The sequence below is a fragment of the Myceligenerans pegani genome (assembly GCF_014892515.1).
GTDB classification, from domain to species: domain Bacteria; phylum Actinomycetota; class Actinomycetes; order Actinomycetales; family Cellulomonadaceae; genus Myceligenerans; species Myceligenerans pegani.
In genome coordinates, this window is the sequence record NZ_JADBGR010000111.1 from 17,859 (window position 1) to 37,465 (window position 19,607).

23 protein-coding genes, 1 tRNA gene and 1 pseudogene are annotated in these 19,607 nt (G+C 70.2%); 14 read left to right on the forward strand and 11 right to left on the reverse strand.

Features of this window, described 5'->3' with window-relative positions; genetic code table 11:
- Window positions 1-80: 80 nt before the first annotated feature.
- Window positions 81-162 (reverse strand) — tRNA-Tyr (locus tag IIE03_RS24410).
- Window positions 163-288: 126 nt separating this feature from the next.
- On the opposite strand from IIE03_RS24410, the gene rarD reads away from it, so the two are divergent.
- The gene (rarD, locus tag IIE03_RS24415; protein WP_318843157.1) at window positions 289-1,326 is read left to right on the forward strand and encodes an EamA family transporter RarD; all 1,038 of its coding nucleotides are present in this window, start codon (window positions 289-291) and stop codon (window positions 1,324-1,326) included.
- Window positions 1,327-1,437: 111 nt separating this feature from the next.
- On the opposite strand, the gene IIE03_RS24420 is transcribed toward rarD, so the two are convergent.
- The gene (locus IIE03_RS24420; RefSeq protein ID WP_318843158.1) at window positions 1,438-2,280 is read right to left on the reverse strand and encodes an HAD family hydrolase; all 843 of its coding nucleotides are present in this window, start codon (window positions 2,278-2,280) and stop codon (window positions 1,438-1,440) included.
- Between the two features lie 120 nt (window positions 2,281-2,400).
- Between IIE03_RS24420 and IIE03_RS24425 the strand changes: the two genes are divergently transcribed.
- Window positions 2,401-3,384 carry an ArsR/SmtB family transcription factor gene (locus tag IIE03_RS24425; protein WP_192865403.1) on the forward strand — a complete coding sequence of 328 codons (984 nt, stop codon included), beginning with the start codon at window positions 2,401-2,403 and terminating at the stop codon, window positions 3,382-3,384.
- On the opposite strand, the gene IIE03_RS24430 is transcribed toward IIE03_RS24425, so the two are convergent.
- Window positions 3,381-3,785 carry a DUF2834 domain-containing protein gene (locus IIE03_RS24430; RefSeq protein WP_192865404.1) on the reverse strand — a complete coding sequence of 135 codons (405 nt, stop codon included), beginning with the start codon at window positions 3,783-3,785 and terminating at the stop codon, window positions 3,381-3,383. The two genes, IIE03_RS24425 and IIE03_RS24430, sit on opposite strands and share 4 nt — an antisense overlap.
- Before the next feature lie 47 nt (window positions 3,786-3,832).
- Here IIE03_RS24430 and IIE03_RS24435 point away from each other — a divergent pair, with 47 nt between their 5' ends.
- From IIE03_RS24435 to IIE03_RS24445, 3 genes are all read left to right on the forward strand, one after another.
- Window positions 3,833-4,483, forward strand: coding sequence for a MerR family transcriptional regulator (locus IIE03_RS24435; RefSeq protein ID WP_192865405.1), 651 nt, complete (start codon window positions 3,833-3,835; stop codon window positions 4,481-4,483).
- Window positions 4,480-5,502 (forward strand): hypothetical protein, encoded by a 1,023-nt coding sequence (locus IIE03_RS24440; protein ID WP_192865406.1) that lies wholly within the window; start codon window positions 4,480-4,482, stop codon window positions 5,500-5,502. The genes IIE03_RS24435 and IIE03_RS24440 overlap by 4 nt, the downstream gene beginning before the upstream one ends.
- 123 nt (window positions 5,503-5,625) lie before the next feature.
- Window positions 5,626-6,510, forward strand: coding sequence for an alpha/beta fold hydrolase (locus tag IIE03_RS24445; protein WP_192865407.1), 885 nt, complete (start codon window positions 5,626-5,628; stop codon window positions 6,508-6,510).
- A 13-nt stretch (window positions 6,511-6,523) separates the two neighbouring features.
- Here IIE03_RS24445 and IIE03_RS24450 read toward each other — a convergent pair whose 3' ends face one another.
- The 3 genes from IIE03_RS24450 to IIE03_RS24460 form a co-directional block, all read right to left on the reverse strand.
- Complete coding sequence (locus tag IIE03_RS24450) at window positions 6,524-7,099, reverse strand: thymidine kinase (RefSeq protein ID WP_192865408.1); 576 nt, start codon at window positions 7,097-7,099, stop codon at window positions 6,524-6,526.
- Between the two features lie 34 nt (window positions 7,100-7,133).
- Window positions 7,134-7,850: a VOC family protein gene (locus IIE03_RS24455; protein ID WP_192865409.1), complete on the reverse strand. Its 717-nt coding sequence runs from the start codon at window positions 7,848-7,850 to the stop codon at window positions 7,134-7,136.
- Window positions 7,851-7,918: 68 nt separating this feature from the next.
- Entirely contained in the window at window positions 7,919-8,302 is a 384-nt protein-coding gene (locus IIE03_RS24460) for a VOC family protein (RefSeq protein ID WP_192865410.1), read from the reverse strand.
- Window positions 8,303-8,903: 601 nt separating this feature from the next.
- Here IIE03_RS24460 and IIE03_RS24465 point away from each other — a divergent pair.
- The 3 genes from IIE03_RS24465 to IIE03_RS24475 all read left to right on the forward strand — a co-directional run bounded on the left by IIE03_RS24465 (window position 8,904) and on the right by IIE03_RS24475 (window position 10,850).
- The gene (locus IIE03_RS24465; RefSeq protein WP_192865411.1) at window positions 8,904-9,287 is read left to right on the forward strand and encodes a hypothetical protein; all 384 of its coding nucleotides are present in this window, start codon (window positions 8,904-8,906) and stop codon (window positions 9,285-9,287) included.
- A complete protein-coding gene (locus tag IIE03_RS24470; protein ID WP_318843159.1) occupies window positions 9,271-10,365 on the forward strand; it encodes a fatty acid desaturase family protein in 1,095 nt (364 codons plus the stop codon). Before IIE03_RS24465 ends, IIE03_RS24470 begins: the two co-directional genes overlap by 17 nt.
- Before the next feature lie 104 nt (window positions 10,366-10,469).
- Window positions 10,470-10,850, forward strand: coding sequence for a LapA family protein (locus tag IIE03_RS24475; protein ID WP_192865412.1), 381 nt, complete (start codon window positions 10,470-10,472; stop codon window positions 10,848-10,850).
- Window positions 10,851-10,926: 76 nt separating this feature from the next.
- On the opposite strand, the gene IIE03_RS24480 is transcribed toward IIE03_RS24475, so the two are convergent.
- On the reverse strand, window positions 10,927-11,556 hold the full coding sequence (locus IIE03_RS24480; protein WP_264158637.1) for a diacylglycerol/lipid kinase family protein: 630 nt from the start codon (window positions 11,554-11,556) through the stop codon (window positions 10,927-10,929).
- Between the two features lie 45 nt (window positions 11,557-11,601).
- Window positions 11,602-11,850 (reverse strand): annotated as a pseudogene (locus tag IIE03_RS26530) (diacylglycerol kinase family protein); the annotation flags it as partial.
- On the opposite strand from IIE03_RS26530, the gene IIE03_RS26240 reads away from it, so the two are divergent.
- A complete protein-coding gene (locus IIE03_RS26240; protein WP_225998283.1) occupies window positions 11,743-13,023 on the forward strand; it encodes a Type 1 glutamine amidotransferase-like domain-containing protein in 1,281 nt (426 codons plus the stop codon). The pseudogene IIE03_RS26530 and the gene IIE03_RS26240 overlap by 108 nt on opposite strands.
- A 7-nt stretch (window positions 13,024-13,030) precedes the next feature.
- Here the strand turns inward: IIE03_RS26240 and IIE03_RS24490 are convergent, their stop codons facing one another.
- Complete coding sequence (locus IIE03_RS24490) at window positions 13,031-14,326, reverse strand: helix-turn-helix domain-containing protein (protein WP_192865414.1); 1,296 nt, start codon at window positions 14,324-14,326, stop codon at window positions 13,031-13,033.
- Window positions 14,327-14,523: 197 nt separating this feature from the next.
- Here IIE03_RS24490 and IIE03_RS24495 point away from each other — a divergent pair, with 197 nt between their 5' ends.
- The 4 genes from IIE03_RS24495 to IIE03_RS24510 all read left to right on the forward strand — a co-directional run bounded on the left by IIE03_RS24495 (window position 14,524) and on the right by IIE03_RS24510 (window position 17,032).
- On the forward strand, window positions 14,524-15,390 hold the full coding sequence (locus IIE03_RS24495; RefSeq protein WP_192865415.1) for an HAD family hydrolase: 867 nt from the start codon (window positions 14,524-14,526) through the stop codon (window positions 15,388-15,390).
- Window positions 15,387-15,644, forward strand: a complete 258-nt coding sequence (locus tag IIE03_RS24500) for a KOW domain-containing RNA-binding protein (RefSeq protein ID WP_192865416.1) — start codon at window positions 15,387-15,389, stop codon at window positions 15,642-15,644. Before IIE03_RS24495 ends, IIE03_RS24500 begins: the two co-directional genes overlap by 4 nt.
- Window positions 15,645-15,933: 289 nt before the next feature.
- The gene (locus IIE03_RS24505) at window positions 15,934-16,311 is read left to right on the forward strand and encodes a hypothetical protein (RefSeq protein ID WP_192865417.1); all 378 of its coding nucleotides are present in this window, start codon (window positions 15,934-15,936) and stop codon (window positions 16,309-16,311) included.
- A gap of 166 nt (window positions 16,312-16,477) precedes the next feature.
- Window positions 16,478-17,032 carry a site-specific integrase gene (locus IIE03_RS24510; RefSeq protein WP_225998284.1) on the forward strand — a complete coding sequence of 185 codons (555 nt, stop codon included), beginning with the start codon at window positions 16,478-16,480 and terminating at the stop codon, window positions 17,030-17,032.
- Between the two features lie 106 nt (window positions 17,033-17,138).
- Here the strand turns inward: IIE03_RS24510 and IIE03_RS24515 are convergent, their stop codons facing one another.
- On the reverse strand, window positions 17,139-17,636 hold the full coding sequence (locus tag IIE03_RS24515; RefSeq protein ID WP_192865418.1) for a YajQ family cyclic di-GMP-binding protein: 498 nt from the start codon (window positions 17,634-17,636) through the stop codon (window positions 17,139-17,141).
- A gap of 212 nt (window positions 17,637-17,848) precedes the next feature.
- On the opposite strand from IIE03_RS24515, the gene IIE03_RS24520 reads away from it, so the two are divergent.
- A complete protein-coding gene (locus IIE03_RS24520) occupies window positions 17,849-18,658 on the forward strand; it encodes a potassium channel family protein (RefSeq protein ID WP_192865419.1) in 810 nt (269 codons plus the stop codon).
- A gap of 12 nt (window positions 18,659-18,670) precedes the next feature.
- Here the strand turns inward: IIE03_RS24520 and htpX are convergent, their stop codons facing one another.
- Complete coding sequence (gene htpX / locus IIE03_RS24525) at window positions 18,671-19,570, reverse strand: zinc metalloprotease HtpX (RefSeq protein WP_192865420.1); 900 nt, start codon at window positions 19,568-19,570, stop codon at window positions 18,671-18,673.
- Window positions 19,571-19,607 lie beyond the last annotated feature (37 nt).

Here is a 19,607-nt window from a genome sequence, read left to right on the forward strand (position 1 = left end):
GTGCGGGGGCTCCGCCCCCGCAAGAAATGACGAAGGCGGCGCGGCCCTCCAATGGAGGGCACACGCCGCCTGCCGTCTCGTGGCGGGTGAGGGATTCGAACCCCCGTAGGCAGTGCCAGCTGATTTACAGTCAGCCCCCTTTGGCCGCTCGGGTAACCCGCCGTGGTGCGGGAGCAACACTAACCCGTCCGGGGCCCGCACGGGAAATCGAATGTCGCATCACGGCCGGTGATCACGCTCACAGGCCCATCGGCCCGGTCGCGTCGGCTTCCGCCTTATCGTGGCCGGGTGAGCTCGACCGTGCCCGACGAGGCATCCCCCCGGCCGCACCGTTCCGCCGGACCCGGCCGGCCGTCGTCGGACCTCACCGGCCGCGCCCCCGCGGACGACATCGGCGGCGGGCCGGAGCACGGCACGGCGCACGGCGCGGAGCACCGCCCGGACCGCTGGGGCCTCCCCCTCGGCTTCGCGGCGTTCCTGTTCTGGGGCATCGGCATGCCGCTGTTCTTCCCGCTGCTGGAGCCGGCGGGCGCGATCGAGATCATCGCGCAGCGGATCCTGTGGAGTCTGTTCTTCTGCCTGCTGGCGCTGCTCGCGATACGGTCACTCGGCGAGCTGCGGACGATCCTGACGAGCCCGCGCACGGTGGGAACGCTGGCGATCGCCTCGGCACTGATCGTCGTGAACTGGACGGTGTACGTGTACGGCGTCCTGACCGAGCGACTGCTCGACGCCGCGCTCGGGTACTTCCTGAACCCCGTGGTGACGGTGCTGCTCGCGGTCCTGGTGCTCCGCGAGCGTCTCCGGCCGGCCCAGTGGGTCGCCGTGGGGCTGGGGCTCGCGGCGGTCGTGGTGATCGCGACGGGCGTGAGCGGATTGCCGTGGATCGCGGTGTGCCTCGCGCTGTCGTTCTCGGTGTACGGGCTGGTGAAGAACCGGACGGGCCGCTCGGTGGGCGCACTGCCGGGGCTGACGGTGGAGACGCTGCTGGCGGCTCCGGTGGCGGCGGGGTACCTGATCTGGCTCGGCGAGGCCAACACCTTCGCGGATCACGGCCCGGGCCATGCGGCGCTGCTGGCGTCGGCGGGGATCATCACGGCGCTGCCGCTGCTGCTGTTCGGGGCGGCGGCGCGCCGGCTGCCGCTGTCGGTGATCGGGATGATGCAGTATCTCGCGCCGACGCTGCAGTTCCTGGTCGCGGTCCTGATCCTGGGCGAGCACATGCCGCCGGCGCGCTGGGCGGGCTTCGCCCTCGTCTGGGCGGCCATCGTGACCCTGGCGTGGGACGCCCTGCGGGCGACGCGCCGCAACCCGCGCCCGCGCTAGCGGTCGCGGGCCGAGTGGTCGGTTCCATGCGTGGTCGGCTCCATGTCGCGGGATCGGTCGCTCGGGGAGCCGATCATCCGACGTCGGACCGGCCACGGACGGCGGGGACGCTCAACCCTCCGCCAGAAGTTTCTCCAGGGCGATCGCCACGCCGTCCTCGTCGTTGGAGCCGACGACGTCGTCCGCGCCCGCGAGCACGGCCTCGTGGGCGTTGGCGACGGCGATGCCGCGGCCCGCCCAGCGCAGCATCGGCAGATCGACCGGCATGTCGCCGAACGCCCAGACGTCTCGCGCGACGACGCCGAGCCGGTCGCACCACCGCTCGAGGGTCGCGGACTTGGTGACGTCCAGCGGGTTGAGCTCCGCCAGGCCGATCGCTCCGGAGTAGGCGAGGTTGGCCCGTCCGTGCGCGATCCGCCCGACGACGTCCTGCAGCGCGCCGGGCTCCGTGACCGGGGACTGCGCGATCAGTTTGAGGACGGGATCCAGGCCGAGGGTGTGCTCCACGAGCAGGGCGCGGTGTGCGGCCGTGATCCCGGGTTCGGCGAAGTCGGGCGAGGACACGAAGGCGGGATCGTAGGCGGGGCCGCTGACACGCTCGGCGACGAGGGCGACGTCGGGCAGCGTGGTGCGCAGTTCGGCGACGAGCGAGCCGACGACGTCGTCGGCGAAGCCCCACGACTCGATCACCTGATCGGCGGCGAGGTCCCAGACCGCTCCCCCGCCGAAGCAGATCACGTGTCCGTGCCCGCCCACCAGATCGGCGAGGTGCCCGAGGGCGCGCGCGGGGCGGGCGGTGACGAACACGACCTCGATGCCCTCGTCCTCGACGGCCGCGAGCGCCTCACGGGACCTGTCGGACACGGTTCCCCCGGTCCGCAGCAGGGTGCCGTCGAGGTCCGTCGCGATGACGCGGGGGCGGTTCGCGGGTGCGGGGCGGGGAGGGATGGTCACCCCGCAACGGTACTGCGACGCGGTGTTCCCGGAAACGCTCGTTACTTTCCTTGTCAGCTCAAACATGGACGTATTCACTGGTACCGGGAGCCGCGCAACCCGTCAGGTTCCCGCATCCGCATGAAGGGCTCCGCGATGCTGCGTCTCATCTTCACTCCGGAAGACCTGGCCCGCGTCCGGCTCGCGCCGGGTCCCGATCCGTTGTGGGAGTCGCTGCTGAGCGCCCACCAGGTGCACGCGCTCGACGGTGCTCGGATCTTCGGGGCCTGGCACCGGCGGGTCGTGCCGGACATGCCGCGCGCGGCACTGCCCTACCTGGCGCTCACCCCGCCGGTCGGGTATTCGCCCGACTTCCTGACGCCGGAGGGCGGCAGCACCGACTTCGCGGCGGGGGCCGAGAACATGCTGTACACGCCTCCGGAGCGGATCGCGGCGGAACTCGGCGTCCTGGGGCGTGACCGGAGGATGCCGGGGTGGGCGCACGACCTGGCCGAGGGGTCGCCCCGTGCGCTGCGCAGCCTCCGGGCGGCGATGGCGGCGTTCCATGCGCACGCCGTCGAGCCGGTCTGGTCCCGGGTGCGGCGCGTGGTCGACGCGGATCGGTCGGCCCGGACGCAGGTGCTGGCGGCGTCGGGCGTCGAGGCGGTCCTGTCGACGTTGCATCCGACGACGACGTGGGCCGACGGCGTGCTGACGGTGCACAGCCGCGTGATGCGTCGCGACATCCACCTGGCCGGGCGGGGGCTGACCCTGGTCCCCTCCTATTTCTGCTGGCGCATGCCCATCACGCTCGCGAATCCCGATCTGGCGCCCGTGCTGGTGTTCCCGGTCGCGCACGAGCGGCACCTGCTCGACGAGCCGGCGGGAGGCGAGGGCGCGCTCGCGGCGCTGCTCGGGCGGACGCGGGCCAGGGCGCTGCGGGAGCTTGCCGGATCGGCGTCGACGACGCTGCTGGCGCAGCGGATGGACATCTCGCCGGCGTCGGCGTCGGAGCACACGACGGTACTGCGTCGCGCCGGGCTGGTGGCGTCGCAGCGCGACGGGCGGCGCGTGGTGCACGTCCTGACGGAGCTGGGCCAGGGCCTGCTGGAGGGGACGACCTAACCGGCGTGGCCGTCCGTATCGGCCCGGGAACGCCGGTCCGCCGGTGCGGCGCTCCGGCGGAGGGCAAGTTCGCGCAGGCCGAGGAAGAGGGGGAGGGTGAAGGCGATGGCGACCGCGAAGCTGAGCGGCACGAGCACCCAGACCCAGCGGGCCCAGCCGAGCCGGGCGCCTTCGGCGAGCATGAACAGGCATGCGGCGACAGCGACGACGATGACGTCCACCGCCGCCGAGGAACTGGCCGCGTTGGCGAACCAGCCCTCGAGATAGCCGATCCCTTGCGGGTCGGCGATGAACGCGATGTTGAAGGCCCAGGTGCCGACAAGGCCGGTGACCGCGAGCACGAACCAGGCGACGGCCAGGGCGATGCGGACGCGGGAACGGATCGCCGATGGTGCGGTCATGACATCCTCCTATTGATACTCAAACTATCGATAGTTATGCTATCAGCATGCGGATCTCGGAACTCAGCGAACGGAGCGGCGTCAGCCCTGCCTCGATCAAGTACTACATCCGGGAGGGACTGCTGCCCGGCGGTGAGCGAACCGGCTACAACTCGACCGAGTACGACGAGAGCCATGTCGGCCGCCTCCGCCTGATCAGGGCGCTGATCGACACGGGTGGACTCACGGTCGCCGCCGCCCGCAAGGTCATCGGGGCGATCGACGATCCCGGCATCTCCCTCGACCACGTCCTCGGGATCGCGCAGCAGGCGATGCCGGAGAGTGCCGAGCCGCCGTCGGACATCGCCCTCGATCGCGTGCGTGCGGTGATGCGCGAGCGCGGCTGGTCGACCGTCGCCGAGAACCCCGGCATCACGCTCGCGGCGACCGCGCTGGACGACTTCGCCGCGACCGGCCGGACCGATCTGACCGCACTGCTGTCACGCTATGCCGCGGCGATCGATCTGATCGCGGAGGCGGACCTCGACTTCGTCGCAGCGCGCGGCGGCGACCGCGACCAGGCCGCCGAGACGGTCGTCGTCGGAATCGCACTCGGTGACGTGCTGCTGGCAGGTCTGCGCCGCATCGCACAGGAATCCCTCACCCACCGGCGCTACCGGGGCGGCGTCGTCCCGAGCGACAGGAAGGAACCCTCATGACTCCGCCCTCGACCGCACCGCTCCGGGCCGCCGCGCCCCTTCCCGCACTGCCCAGCCCTGACCGCTGGCACCGGCCGCTCGTCGGCCTCGCGGTCACCATGGCCGCCCTCACCGTCGCGACAGCCGTCCTCGCCATCGTGGACCCGCGGGAGATCCTCGGCCAGAACGCGTGGTTCAAGCCGCTGAAGTTCGCCCTCTCGATCGGGATCTACGCCGTCACCCTGGCCTGGCTCATCGGCCGGACGCAGCGCTTCCGGCGTACCGCCGACACACTCGGCACCGCGACCGCCGTCGCACTGCTCGTCGAGATCGCCGTCATCGCCGGCGCGGCGGCGGCCGGCACCACGAGCCACTTCAACATCGCCACCCCGCTGAACGCCACGCTCTGGGCGACGATGGGTGCGTCCATCATCGTCGTCTGGGTCGCGACCCTCGTCGTCGGAATCGCCGTCGCTCTCGATCCCGGCCCTGACGCGGCCCGGAACCTCGCCGTCCGCGCCGGCGTCGTACTCGGGCTCGTCGGCATGGGCCTCGCCTTCCTCATGACCACCCCCAACGCCGACCAGATCGACGACTTCCAAGGCATCGCCGGCGCGCACGCGGTCGGTGTCGCGGACGGCGGACCCGGCCTGCCGTTCCTCGGCTGGAGCACCGAAGGCGGCGACCTGCGCATCCCGCACTTCTTCGGACTGCACGCACTGCAGGCGATCCCGCTCGGCCTGCTCGCACTCGAACTGCTCGCCCGCGGCATCGCCCCGCTCCGGGACAGCCGGGTGCGCTCCCGACTCGTGCTCGTCGGCGCGCTCGCGTTCGCGGCGACGATCGGCATCCTCACCTGGCAGGCGCTCGCCGGCGAGTCGATCGTGCGCCCCTCCGCCCCGACCCTCGCCGCCGGCGCGGCAACCGTCGTCGGCACGCTCGTCGCGGCGGGCGCCGTGCTCGTGACCGGCACCCGCTCGGCCGGACCGGGATCTCCCCGGAGGACTCCGACCCGCCCACGTGGGCCGCGACCGGGGTGAGGGCGTCACCGGGTGGGCCAGGGCCTGCTGAAGGGGACGACGACGTCACCGGAGTTCTCCGGCCCTCGGGGTCCGTTGCTCCTCGCTTGGCCTCCGGTCGTCCTGAGGCCCTAACTTCGGGGCATGGGTACGAGCGAAGCACACGTGCGGGAGTCGCGGCTTCCCGAGCCGGTCGACGTCGTCGTGGACGAGGCGCGCATCGCGACCTACGTCCTGGATCCGGAGCGCGGGACCCCGGCGGGGGACGTGGTGTTCTGCCACGGCACGCCGTGGTCGGCGCAGGTGTGGGCGGAGGCGGCGCGGCACCTGGGCAACGGGTACCGGGTGTTCCTGTGGGACATGCCCGGCTACGGGAGATCGGCGCAGGATCCGGAGGTGCAGGTCGATCTCGCCTCCCAGATGTCGCGGCTTGCCGCGCTGCTCGCGCACTGGGGCCTGGACCGGCCGCACGTCGTGGCGCACGACATCGGAGGGGCCGTGGCGCTCGGTGCTCACCTGCTGCACGGCCGGGAGTACGCCGGGCTCTTCCTCTGGGACGTGGTGACACTCGAGCCGTGGGGATCGCCGTTCTTCCGGTTGGTCGCCGAGCACGGCGACGTCTTCGCTCAGCTTCCGGCCGCGCTCCACGCGGCCCTGGTCCGGGAGTACATCGCCGGTGCCGGCCGCCACCAGCTGACGGCCGGCTGGCTGGACACGCTGACCGGGCCGTGGCTGGGGGCGACCGGTCAGACGGCGTTCTACCGCCAGATCGCCGCGCTCCGGGTCGAGCACACCCGGCCTGTCGTGGCGCGCCTGGGACAGGTGCGCTGTCCGGTGGCGATCGGCTGGGGCGAGCGGGATCCCTGGATACCGCTGGAGCAGGCCACACGACTGCGGGACCTGCTTCCTGGACAACCGTCGGTGCTCACACTGGCGGACGTGGGCCATCTCGCCCCGGTCGAGGCGTCGGCACCCGTGTCCCGCGCCCTCGACGACTGGCTCGGCGGTTCCATGGCGCGCGACGGCTGAGCCATCGGTCCCGTCAGCGGTGACGGCGGCAGCGGGCCTCGTAGGACTCCGCCCCGCCCACGTGGGCCGCGACCGGGGTGAGGGCGTCGCCGGGTGTGGCCGGTCCGGCGTCGGGCACCCGGATGTGGAACGCCGCCTCCGCACCACAGACCACGCAGACCGCGGTGAGCTTGTCGACCGACTCGGCGAGCGCCATGAGCGCCGGCATCGGCGCGAACGGGCGGCCGTCGAACGTGACGGACAGGCCGGCGACCACGACGACGAGGCCGCGCCCGGCCAGGACGGAGGCGACGGGGACGAGGTCGTCGCCGAAGAACTGCGCCTCGTCGACCGCGACGAGTTCGGTGTCCGGGCCCAGCAGGCCGGGGATCGAGGATGCGGTGTCGACGGTGCGTGACGGCAGTTCCAGTCCCGAGTGGGACGTGACGCGCCCGGTCCCCTCCCGGGTGTCGAGTTCGTGGCTGACGACGGCGACGCCGCGCCGGGCGATCTGCGCGCGCCGCACCCGCCGCACCAGTTCCTCGGACTTGCCGGCGAACATCGGGCCGGCGATCACCTCGATGCGGCCCCGGCCGAACCCGTCGTCCATGGGGTCAGTCAAGCACCGGTCGGTCGAGGGGACATCAGGGCGACAGCAGGAGAAGTTCGTTCCCGTCCGGGTCGGTGAGGAGGATCTCGCCGGACCGCTCCCGTTCCGTCGCGCGCGTGGCGCCCAGACTGACGAGGCGATCGGCCTCGGTCCGCGGGTCGTTCCCGTCGGGCGCCAGTTCGAGGCTCAGGCGGTTGACGCCGGTCGACGGCTTCGGGTAGAGCGGACCGCCGCTCCAGGTGATCTTGACCCCGCCACGCGGGGACTGGATCGCGGTCTCCTCGTCCTGGTCCCAGACCAGCCGCCAGTCCAGGGCACGGCTCCAGAAGTACCCGGTCACGGGGAACCCCTCGCAGTTCAGCGCGCCGATCTTGCCGCAGCCCGCGAGGAACTGATTCTCCGGCTCGATCACGCAGAACTCGTTCCCCTCGGGATCGGCGAGGACGACATGCCCCTCGTCGCCGCGCTGCCCGACGTCGTACGGCGCGCCACCGTGCTCCAGTGCTCGGGACACGGTCCGCTCCTGGTCCTCGAGCGACGTGCTCGTGACGTCGAAGTGCATGCGGTTGCGGCCGGACTTCGGCTCCGCCGTCGGGACGAAGTGGAGCCCGAATCCGGCGTCGGCGTCACGTACCCGCGCGCCGTCGTCCGACACCGTCTCGACCTCCCAGCCGAGGACCGCCGCCCAGAACCGCGCCAGCGCGGCGGGGTCGACGGCGTCGTAGCGAACGGCGACGAGTCTGGCTGCCATGCCTCGACGGTAGCCCTGCGGCCGCGGACGGACCACGGAATTCTCGGGCGGCGCGGGCAGGACGTGGCTCAGGAGGACATCGCTGCGCGCTCGGCCGCATCGTGGAGAACGCAGAATTCATTACCTTCCGGGTCGGCGAGGACGACCCAGCCGCCACCGTCCGGTCCGCGGTGGTCGGCCACGTGGGTGGCTCCGAGGTTCATCAGCCGTTCGACCTCTTCCTCGCGGGTGGTCTCCGGACGGAGGCACAGGTGAAGCCGGTTCTTGATGGTCTTGGGCTCCGGGACCTGGTTGAAGAAGAGGACCGGGCCGCCGGGCAGCATCACTTCGGTCTCATGGTCACCGGGTTTGTCGTCTGGATGCATCGCGGCATCGAAGACCTGACTCCAGAAACGAGCGAGCTCGTAGGCGTTCGCGCTGTCGACCGCCACGTTCTGCAACATCGAGACCATGCGTGAGAGCGTGCCCGACGCTCCTCCAGGGCTGCAACCAGAATTCGGCCGTCAGCGGTAGTTGGTGAATCGCAGTTCGGACATTTGGTGCGGTGCGGTAGGGCGGGGAACGGCTGGGATCGTTGGAATTCCAACGGTCCCAGCCGTTGGTACATACGGGGTCCGACGGCGAGATGCGGACTTCTTGCGGACTGTCTGCGGACCGCTGGGCGCGTTGTGACCCCCACCGCGCCCAACAGACTCGTGAATATCTCTGAACCACAGAGCCGCAGAGTACGTGGTTGGGTCTGCTGCACGAGAGTTTCGGTTACGCAGCCAGGATCAGGTCTGCGAGATTGAGGTCTCAAGCTCGACCGGTGTGAGCCCGCTGCCGCTGCATCGCAGCCGACGCGCACCGGGACTACGATGAGATATGGGCACCCGCGGAGTCGGCTCGCACGAAGCTGGTCATGATCTTTCGTCGACACGGGAGACGACTCCCGACGAGGACGCCTCGCGAGCGCAGTGGGATGACGACGGCGGGTTCGAGCCGCGGGCCCCTCAGAGCGCGGAGGCTCCCGGCACCGGGACTGCCCCGCGCGGGGGACTGTTCTTGCGCGGCGTGCTCGATTCCGCTCTTCCGCACGAGCTCGGGACGGCCGACGAGCCGGAGCGGTACACGGTCTCAGCGGTCTTCTCCCGGCGGGTCTCCGCCGAGGAGCGTGCTCTTATCGAGGCTCCGAGCGTCCCGGCGATGCTCGCCGAACATGGGTACCCGGGAGTGTCCTTGAAGGTCGCGGACCGCCGTCTGGAGATCGCGGGGACGAACCTGGCGATGCTGGCCGCCGGACTGGCCGCTGAGGTCGCCCGGGTGTTGCGTGAGGTCGAGCAGCAGGTGCTCGCAGAGCGCGAGCGGCGCGACGACGAGCGTCTTCGGTGGAGCGAGGCGGAGGCGATACGCGCGGCCAAGGTGAAGGCCGAGGCGGAACGTGTTCGCTTCGAGTGAGCAGCCCGGCCGAGCGCGGACAACGGAGGGCCGCCGTCCGGCCCGGGCGGTGACCCGCGACTACTCCGTCCTGGCGAAGCTTGTGCGGGAGTCGGGGCTGCACCGGCGACGGTACGGGTACTACTGGACACGTCTGATCGGCACCACCATCGCCTTCGGGCTGGTCTGGACAGGGATCGTGCTCGTCGGTAACTCGTGGTGGCAACTCCTGCTCGCCGGAGCGCTGGCCGTCGTCCTGGCCCAGCTGGCGTTCCTCGGCCACGACAGTTCCCATCGCCAGATCTTCCGCTCGCGGGCGTGGAACGACTGGACCGGGCGCGTCCTGGCGAACGTGTTCGTCGGCCTGAGCCACATGTGGTGGACCACGAAGCACAATGCCCATCACGCCGCGCCGAACCAGGAGACCCGCGACCCGGACATCTCCCCTGGAGTGATCGCCTTCACGCCCACGATCGTGGCGAGCCGCCATGGCTGGCGCCGCTGGTTCACCCGCCGGCAGGGCTGGTTCTTCTTCCCACTGCTGCCGCTGGAAGGGCTCAACCTGCACGTGGCGAGTGTGCGTACCGTGCTCGGCACCAAGCCCGTGGTGCATCGCGGGGTCGAGGCTCCCGTGCTGCTGACCCGGCTGGCCGTGAACGTCGCCGTGCTCCTCGTCCTGCTGCCGCCCTCGATCGCCGCCGCCTTCCTCGCTGTGCAGCTCGGTCTGTTCGGTGTGCTGCTCGGCGGCGCGTTTGCCCCGAACCACAAGGGGATGCCGATCGTCCCGGCCGGTACCGAGATCGACTTCCTGCGCCGGCAGGTACTCATGTCACGCAACATCCGGAGCAATGTCGCGGTCGACTTCTTCATGGGCGGGCTCAACCGGCAGATCGAGCACCATCTCTTTCCGAGCATGCCCCGGCCCAACCTCCGTCGGGTCCAGCCACTTGTCCGGGAGTTCTGCTCGACTCTCGGCGTCCCATACGCCGAGGTGGGTTTCTTCCGCTCCTACGGGATCGTCATCGGCTACCTGAACGATGTCGAGCACCGCGCGCGCGACCCCTTCGGGTGCCCTGTGGCCGCCCAGCTCGGCCGTTGAGACACGAGTACCGGCGCCCGGTGAGAAGGCGCGTAGAGTGGAAGACATCCGGGCGAACGTGCCCCACTCGAGGTGCGCGGGCCCGGAACCGCAGGGAGGCCGTCATGGCCACCATTCCCACCCCCACCCCGCCGCGGCAGTCCGCGATCGATGGCAGCCCCAACAGGCCGAGCCCTGACCCGCACGGGTCGAACCGCATTCGGCGGACGGACCCCCACCCTGTCAAGGTCCGCCGCAGTCGTGCCGGTTCTGCTTGGGTCGGCATCTGCATCGCGGCACTCGTCCTGGTGGCGCTGATCATCTTCATGCTGCAGAACACCCAGCCGGCGCTGGTCTCGTTCCTGGGCATGCAGGGGTCGGTGCCGCTCGCCGTAGCCCTGCTCATCGCAGGAGTCGGCGTCGGCATCATTGCCCTGGCGATCGGTACGATCCGGATCACTCAGCTACGACGTCGCCTGCGCGACGACAACGGCGGAGCGCGCTGAGCGAAACCGTCGCACGACCCCACACCGGGTCAGGATCCGCCCCGGCGTCAGGTCCGGGGCGTCGGACCCAGCCCTGTCACGTCGGGCCCTGCCCTGTCGAGGGGCGGGGCCCCGGCACGCGGACCACCAACGACCTGGGACTGATCCGGATCCTGGCCGCGGTCACCTGACCGAAACCGTCACCGTCGAGCTCAACGGACTGCGGGGACTCGAACCGCGCGGTCAGGCTCCGTCCTTGCACATACTCCATGGCACGCAGCCGTGGCACGGACCGCAGGACGACCCTGCCCGCGTACGAACGGTCGAGGAAACCACCGATCATGAGGCGCCACCCGACGCGCACCCATTGCCAGAATCCCTTGGGCCGCAGGAGGACGACGTCGAGCAGGCCGTCGTCCACCTCGGCGTCGGGCAGCAGCAGGATCCCTGCGGTGAGAGTGCCGCAGTTGCCGACGATCACGGTGTGCGCGCGGACGGTGTGCTCACGAGCATGATCGACGCGGTAGTGCATGGTGAACCGCTTGTTCCCCACGACCGACCGGCTGATCGGGTCCGCGTAGGCCAGCCAGCCGACTCTCCGTTTCAGCGCGGCGTTCGTGCCGGTCGCCATGCTCGCGTCCAACCCGATACCCGCCATCACCAGGAACAGGTGCGTGGACACCGGGCCGTGGGGGTGCTCGAACTCGGCCAGGCCCACGTCGATCATGCGGTCCGAACCGCTGAAAGCTACCTGGACTGCCGCCTCCAGCCCTACCCGTAGCCCAAGTTCGCGAGCCAGCAGGTTCCCCGTCCCTCCGGGGACGATCGCCAGCGGAATCCCGCTCGAACGGAGTTCCTCGGCCGCTGCTCGCACCGTACCGTCACCGCCGACCACGACGACAAGCGCCGGATCATGACCCAGCGCGCTCCTCACCGCCTCACGTCCCAGGCCCTCAGATGTCGTCTCGAACCAAAGATGCGGTTGCCACCCCTGGCGCCGTTCCTCCGCAGCAAGCGCCACGCGAAGACGAACGACATCGACCCGGACCGGGTTCACGATCACGGCGGCGCGATCTCCCGACGGCGCGTGTGCGCGAGGCGAACCCTGCACGATCACCACTACCCGAACAAAGCCATCGTGGACTCCCCTGCTGATGCCGTCTGCCGGCCCGACGCCACAAGTGTCCCACGCATGACCATCAGCCGACCCAACGCCGGGTACGTGCTGCTGGGACGACGCAGAGACACAGCTGGACACGGCATCGGCCGGGAGCGTTGGAAATCCGACGATCCCGGCCGATGGCGCGGTTGGAGCCCGACGGCGGTTCGTGGACCTCCGGACTGTGTGCGGGACCGCACGTCGGCGCGCCAACCCGCTGACGAAGCATTCGGCGAGCATGGCGGGGACGGTGGGCAGAAGGCGCTGCGGCGCTGGCCCGGGTGGCACACTGGGCCGATGGCGGCCGACGCTCCGACGATCTTGGCGACCTCGATGGGGTTCAACCGCGCACGTGACCCGTGGCGGCCGGGTCCGGTCTTCACCTACGCGTTCGATCTGGCCGGTGGCCCCTCACGGCCGAGGGTGTGTTTCGTATCGACCGGCACGGGCGACCGGAAGAGCAGTATCGACGCGTTCCATGCCGCGTTCGCCGGCACCAGAGTGCGTGCCTCGCATCTGGCGTTGTTCGAGGAGCCGAACGTCCCGGACGTGGCGGAGCATCTGCGTGAGCAGGACGTGATCTGGGTGGACCGGGGCAGCGTGGTCAACCTGCTCGCGGTGTGGCAGGCGCACGGGCTACCCGAGGTCCTGGCCGGGTGCTGGCGGGCCGGGGTCGTGCTGGCGGGTGAGTCGGCCGGGTCGTTGTGCTGGCACTCGCGTACGGTGACCGACTCCTTCGGCGACGTGCGTACCGGTGATGGCCTGGGCCTGCTGCCCTACGCCAATGCCGTGCACTACGGCGAAGGCAACCGGCGAGAGGTCTTCCACCAGCTCGTCGCCGAGGAGACCGAAGCCGGCTTGATCGGGTACGCCACCGACACCGGCTCGGGGCTGCACTACGAGAACGACACGCTGGTCGCAGCAATCTCCGACCGCCCGCGCGCGGGCGCCTACCGCGTCACTCGGTCCGTGGGCGGCGACGTGCAGGAGGAACCACTGGAAGTGGTCCGCCTTAAGCGGGGCAAGGGCTCGTAGACGGCGGTCAGAGGGACAGGCGGTGGGTGAGGTCGGCGATCTCACTGCGCACGTCAGCGCGGTGTTCCCACCGGCGTAGCACGGGCAGGGTCCGACGCACCTCTGAGAGCGCCGAGTGCGAACCTACCTGGTCACAGGCGTCCAGGGCGTCCCAGGCCAGGCGGAGCGAGTCGTCTGGCTGGCCCGCATTGGCGTAGGCGCGGGCCAGCTTGGCGCGGCTGATCGTCGCCGTGCGGAGCGAGGAGTGAGCCAACCCGTCCAGCCGCGGTTGCAGGGCGTCGATCACGCTGTCTCCGCGTCCGAGGTAGATGTCGCATGTCGTCTGGTAGACCGCGCGGAGGTTGTCGCCGACAACGCTGCGTTGGCCGAGGTGGGCTTCGTCGTCTCTGCTGGCCCGGGCGAGCAGTCGCATCGTCTCATCCAGTGCCCGCTCGCTGGCGTCGGCCTGCCCGGCCAAGGCGAGACCCATCGCCGTCTGCTTGTAGGCCAGGCCCCGCACCCAGGCCAAGTCGGTCATGCTCAGGACCGGCGCTACGGCGTCGACCGCCCGGAGCCCGTCGCCCGTGAAGTTGACCACCAGCATGGAGCGGCGCACGAAGGTGTAGCCGATCATCGGTTCCCACCGGGCGGTGGCGGCCCACTGGGCGGCACGGTCGACCCAGTACAAGGCGCCGGAAAGGTCGCCTGCTTCCTCACACAGCCATGACAGGGACTCGACATATCGGGCCTGCATCACGGCGAACGCCGTGCGCTGAGCGGTGCTCGCGCGTTGGCCCAGCCGGTCCAGCAGGGCCACCTTGCCGGTCATGTCTCCGATGAGCTGGGCAGGTGGCACAGACCGCGCCGCTGTCGCGAAGCCCACGAACGCACGCTCGAACGCTGCGAGCGAGTCACCATCGGCGGCGAGTTCGAGGCGGTCGAGGAGGTCATCGATCCGGCTGGCCAAGGTGCCGCCAAGGGCGCCGATGGTGAGTCCTGCCAACAGTTCACGTCGCGAGATCGGCATCGTTACGCCTCCTTCCGGCGGCCGCAGTACGACGACGTCATCAAGCGCATTCGCATTTGGTAGACGGGTGTGGGAAACAGTATCCGCGCCGGAGGCGAGCGTGGCGATGGCCCCGCCTGTGCCGTAGACCGCGTCCAGGGCCTCGGCCAGCCATGGCTGAAGCTGGCGCCGCCCCTTCTCCACGTACGAGAGCAGCGATTCGGCGCAGCCGACCTGCCGGGTCACCGCTGCCAGCGTCAGGCCCCGAGATGTGCGCAGTTGCCGCAGCATCGCGCCGAGTTGCTGGTCACCGGGCATGCGGGCGCTCCTCGGCAGTGTGATGGCCGGCTTGACAGTTCTTCACAGCCGAGCGCGATCGCTCGACCGCGCCCAGTCAAGCACAGCAGCCTTCTGGTGGGCGGTCAAAGACCGCCGCATCCCGAAGACGGCTTCGACAGCGCCTTCCGAACTCGGCAGTACGCACCCTCTCGAACTTCGATCGACCGGAGCACGACATGCTGACCACCCCACACGAGTCCACGACGCCCGGCCGCCCGGTCAAGGTGGTGTTCCTCGACTACGACGGCACGATCGTGCGCGAGGGGGACGACATCGTGCCGGAACCAGTACGGAACGCGGTTGCCCGGACCATCGCGAAGGGCATCAAGGTCGTGCCCTGCACCGGCCGATCCGCACTGGGCATCTTGCCCGTGGCCGAAGTTCTCGGGCTGGGCAAGGGCTCGGTGTTCATCGCCTCCAACGGCGCGATCACCGGCGAGCTGACCGGGAAACGTCATCGTCCGTTCGACGTCGTGCGTAAGCGGGTGTTCGACCCGTGGGCCGCGCTGACGGTGGCGATGGCGGTAGAACCGCAGGTCAGCATGGCTGTGGAGCAGGTCGGGGTCGGATGGCGCGTGAACAAGCCTTTCCCCATGGGTCGGCTGCGAGGGCTTCAGCACATCGTGGACGAGCGGGTGCTGTGGTCGGAGCACACCACCCGTGCCGTCGTGCACGCACCGGGGATCGCGGCCTATGCCCCGCAGATCGAGGGCGCCGGGTTCACCGCGACACCGACCGCTGACGACTGGATCGACGTGACGCAGCGCGGCCTGTCGAAGGCGACTGAGGCCGATGCGCTGCGGCGCCGGTGGGGTATCCACCCCGACGACACCGCCGCGATCGGCGACGGCCGCAACGACATCCAGTTGCTGCACCAGGTCCAGCACGCCTTCGCCATGGGGCACTCCGCCCAGGCTGTAAAGGACGCGGCCGACTACATCACCGGCACGCTCGACCACCACGGAGCGGCCTCCGCGCTGAACACCCTGACCCTGTCCACCCGGAAGCCCGAACCGGCCATGACGAAGGCAGGGGCACGATGAGCATCTTCGAGGGCGAGGGAGACTTCACCGCCGAGACCACACACGGCCCTCCGCGCGAACCCGCGCAGTGGCAGGTGGGTGATCGGGTACGAGTCGTGGGCGGATCGCGCCTCCTGCTCGGCGCGACCGGCACCGTCGTCGAGGTCGACGTCTTCGAGGCCGGACAGGTCAGGGTCGACATCGACCGGGCCGGATTCGGCAGGGCACTCCTGGCTTCCCACGAGTTGGAACCGGCCGACGGTACGACGTCGTGATCTGGCTGGTGGTCGGCTACATCGCCCTGCTCGCCGTGCTGCTCGGCGTGCTGCGCGCCTCGCAGGTGCGACGGTAGACGGCCGCATCCCACAGCCCTCCTGGCCTTCCTGACCTTCCGTTCTAGCGGTCGGACGTGCACCCCCGGAATCCCTGCACCTCCTTGCACAGCGTCCGCCGCGAGCCCGCCCACCCCCGGGCGGGTACCTCAGGCGGGCCGGGACCGACGCCCCTCGGTCCCGGCCGGCACCCCAAGCACCACCGACGACGAACCCGGAGGTAACGACCGACATGTCCCAGCACTCCGTCGCGGTCGGCTACGCCCGTGACACCTCACAGCTCGCCGTCGTACAAGCCCACGCCCGCGACCACGGCTACCGGCTGGCCCACGTGATCGACGACAGTCGCGACGCCGCCACGATTAGCCAGCTCACCAAGCAAGCGATGGACCGCGGCGCTGACGTCGTCATCCTGCCCGGCGACGCGATCCTGTCGACCGCCCGCAAGAGGCTGGAGAAGGAGCTGACGAGTGTCGGCGCGAGGTGCGTCGTGCTCGGCGCCCCGAGCGCCCCGGCCCGGGCCGCACTCGAACGCGTCATGCCACGACGCGACTTCGACGCCACGCGGGGGAGGCACACCAAGGGAGCCGCCCAGAGGACCGACGCCTGACAACTCAAGAACTTGCGGCCGGGCGAGCACCCCCGGAATTCCCTGCACCTCCATGCACGGCGCCCGGCCGCAGGCCCGCCACCCCGGCGGGCCCAGACGGGCCGGGGCTCACGCCCCCGAGTCCCGGCCCACCCAGGATCCAGCGGGCACCTCGCGGTGTGCGCCTTTGCTGGATTTGCGCCTGGGCGAGGCTGCCGGCCTCCAGGTGGGGGACATCGACTTCCTGCGCCGCACCATCGGGGTCAATCGCCAGATCCAGGGTTCCACGGACAAGACCACCACGGTCGAACCGCCGAAGTACGGGTCCGAGCGGACGATCCACGTGCCGCGCGAACTTCTCACGCTGGTGTCCCAGCACATCGCGAAGTTCGCGCCGCGCGGCGACGAGCGCTGGATCTTCTGGAACCCGAACCACGCGGACAACGGGCTGTGGAACCACAACAGCGCCGGGCAGGCATGGCGGACGACACGGCGCGCTGCCGGTCTGGAGGCGTTCACGCTCCACGACCTGAGGCACTTCTACGCCTCGGGACTCATCGCGGACAACTGCGATGTCGTCACCGTGCAGCGAGCGCTCGGGCACTCCAGCCCGACCATCACCCTCGGCACCTACGCACACCTGTGGCCGAGCGCCGAGGACAAGACGCGGGCGGCGGCGACATCCCTGATGCGCACCGTCCTGTCCGCGAAGCCCGCCGCCAAGGCGGCGCAAACCTCCTGAGGCGAGCGGCCCGAAACCTTGGCGACCGCCCGCCCACGGTCCTCAGCGAACGGACTTGCGGACTCTCTGCGGACCGAGAGGCCAGAAATAGCCCTGACCAGCACCGTCAGCGGTAGTTGGTGAACTGCAGCGCCACGTCCAGGTCCGCCCCCTTGAGGAGGGCGATGACCTCCTGGAGCTGGTCGCGCGACTTCGACGTGACGCGCACCTCGTCGCCCGTGACCTGGGTCTTGACGCCCTTGGGGCCCTCGTCGCGGATGATCTTGGTGATCTTCTTCGCGTTCTCGCCGGCCAGGCCCTCCTTGAGGGACCCGACGAGGCGGTACTCCTTGCCGGACGGCTGCGGCTCCTTGTCGCCCGTGTCGAACGACTTGAGGGACACGCCGCGCTTGATGAGCTTCGTCTGGAACACGTCGAGCATGGCGAGCACGCGCTCGGCGGAGTTGGCGGCCATGACGATGTTGTCCTGGCCGCTCCACGAGATCGACGCGCCCACGCCCCGGAAGTCGTACCGCTGCGAGATCTCCTTGGACGCCTGGTTGAGGGCGTTGTCGACCTCCTGGCGGTCCACCTTGCTGACGATGTCGAACGACGAGTCGGCCACGACCGTGCTCCATTCTTCCTGGTGCGATCAGATCCTGGGTCAACCGTAGTCGTCCCGGGAAGCAGGCACCGCCTGTTCGGACGGTCCGCCATGGATCCGGATCACCTTCTGGGCGGGAACAGGTCGGCGGAGGACCCGGCCGGTCGCCGTCGTCAGCTCGTCCGATGATCCCGACACCGGCCGCCTCGGCTCATTCGATACTGTGGCGAACCATGTTCCGCAGTCTCGACCTCGCGACCTGGCGGCGCCGCACCGAGTGGCCGCTCGTGACGATCGCCGTGCTCTTCCTCGTCGCCTACGGCCTGCCGATCGCGTTCGACGGCGTTCCCGCGTCCGTGGAGATCGCCTGCGACGTGTTCATGACGATCGCCTGGATGGTGTTCGCCGCGGACTACATGGTGCGGCTCCACCTGTCCGGGTACTCGTGGGAGTTCGTCCGGCGGAACTGGATCGACCTGCTGGTCGTCGTGCTGCCCCTGCTGCGCCCGCTCCGGCTCCTCCTGCTGATCAAGGTGATCCAGCGGTTCAGTCGCACGGGGGTGCAGCGCCTGCGCGGGCGGGTCGTCACCTACGCGACGGGCGGCACCGCGCTGCTGATCCTCACCAGCGCCTTGGCGATCACGGACACCGAGCGTCACGTCGAGGGCTCGAACATCACGAACCTGGGCGAGGGGTTCTGGTGGGCGATCGTCACGATGACAACCGTGGGGTACGGCGACTTCTACCCGGTCACCGTCACCGGCCGGTTCATCGCCGCGGGCCTCATGCTGGGCGGCATCGCCCTGCTCGGTGTGGTCACCGCGACGCTCGCCTCGTGGATGGTGCAGACCGTCGAGGAGGCCAACGAGCAGGAGGAGGCGGCGACCCGCCGCCAGGTCGACGTCCTGGCCGAGGAGGTGCGCACGCTCCGCGCGGAAAGGGCGGAGGAGGTACGCACACTGCGGGCCGAACTCGCCGAGGCCCGCCGTCACCTGGGCCACGACGGCGCGCCGACAGGGGCCACGCGGCCGGAGGAGAACTGACGGATCGCGCCGTCAGAAGCCGCCGAAGCCGCCCGGGCCGTACTGACTGCCGTAGCTGCCGCCCGGACCGCCCGCCATGCGCTCGAGGCGTTCGATGCGGTCCTTCATCGGCGGGTGCGTGGCGAACAGGCGGGCCATCCCGGCGCCGCGGAACGGGTTCGCGATCATCACGTGCGAGACGTTCGTCAGCTCCCGGTCCTGGGGCAGCGGGGCGAGCTGGGTCCCGCGCTCGAGCTTCCGGAGCGCGGACGCGAGCGCGAGCGGGTCACCGGTGAGCTTGGCGCCGTCCTCGTCGGCGTCGAACTCGCGCGTGCGGGAGATGGCGAACTGGATCATCGTCGCCGCGATCGGCGCGAGCAGCGCCGTCGCCAGCGCCGCGATCGGGTTCCCGCCCTCGCGGTTGCCGCCGAACCACATCATCGCCGTGGCCACCGACGTGATGACGCCGGCCATCGCCGACGCCACCGACGACGTGAGGATGTCGCGGTTGTACACGTGCATCAGCTCGTGCCCCAGCACGCCCCGCAACTCGCGCTCGTCCAGCAGGCTCAGGATGCCCTCCGTGCAGCACACGGCCGCGTTGGCCGGGTTGCGGCCGGTGGCGAACGCGTTGGGGGCCTTGGTCGGTGAGATGTACAACCGCGGCATGGGCTTGCGGGCCTGGGTCGACAGCTCGCGCACGATCCGGTGCATCTCCGGCGCCTGCAGCTCCGTGACCGGGTAGGCGTGCATGGCGCGGATCGCGAGCTTGTCGGAGTTCCAGTAGCTGTACGCCGTCGTCCCGAGGCCGATGAGGACGAAGATCCACAGCCACGTCTGCCGTCCGCCCATCAGGACCCAGATCCCGAGGAGCACAGCCCACATCGCGCCGAACATCGCGGCGGTCTTCAGACCGTTGTAGTGCCGATGCATCGCTACTTCCTTTCCACCCACCCCGCTGAACGGCTCG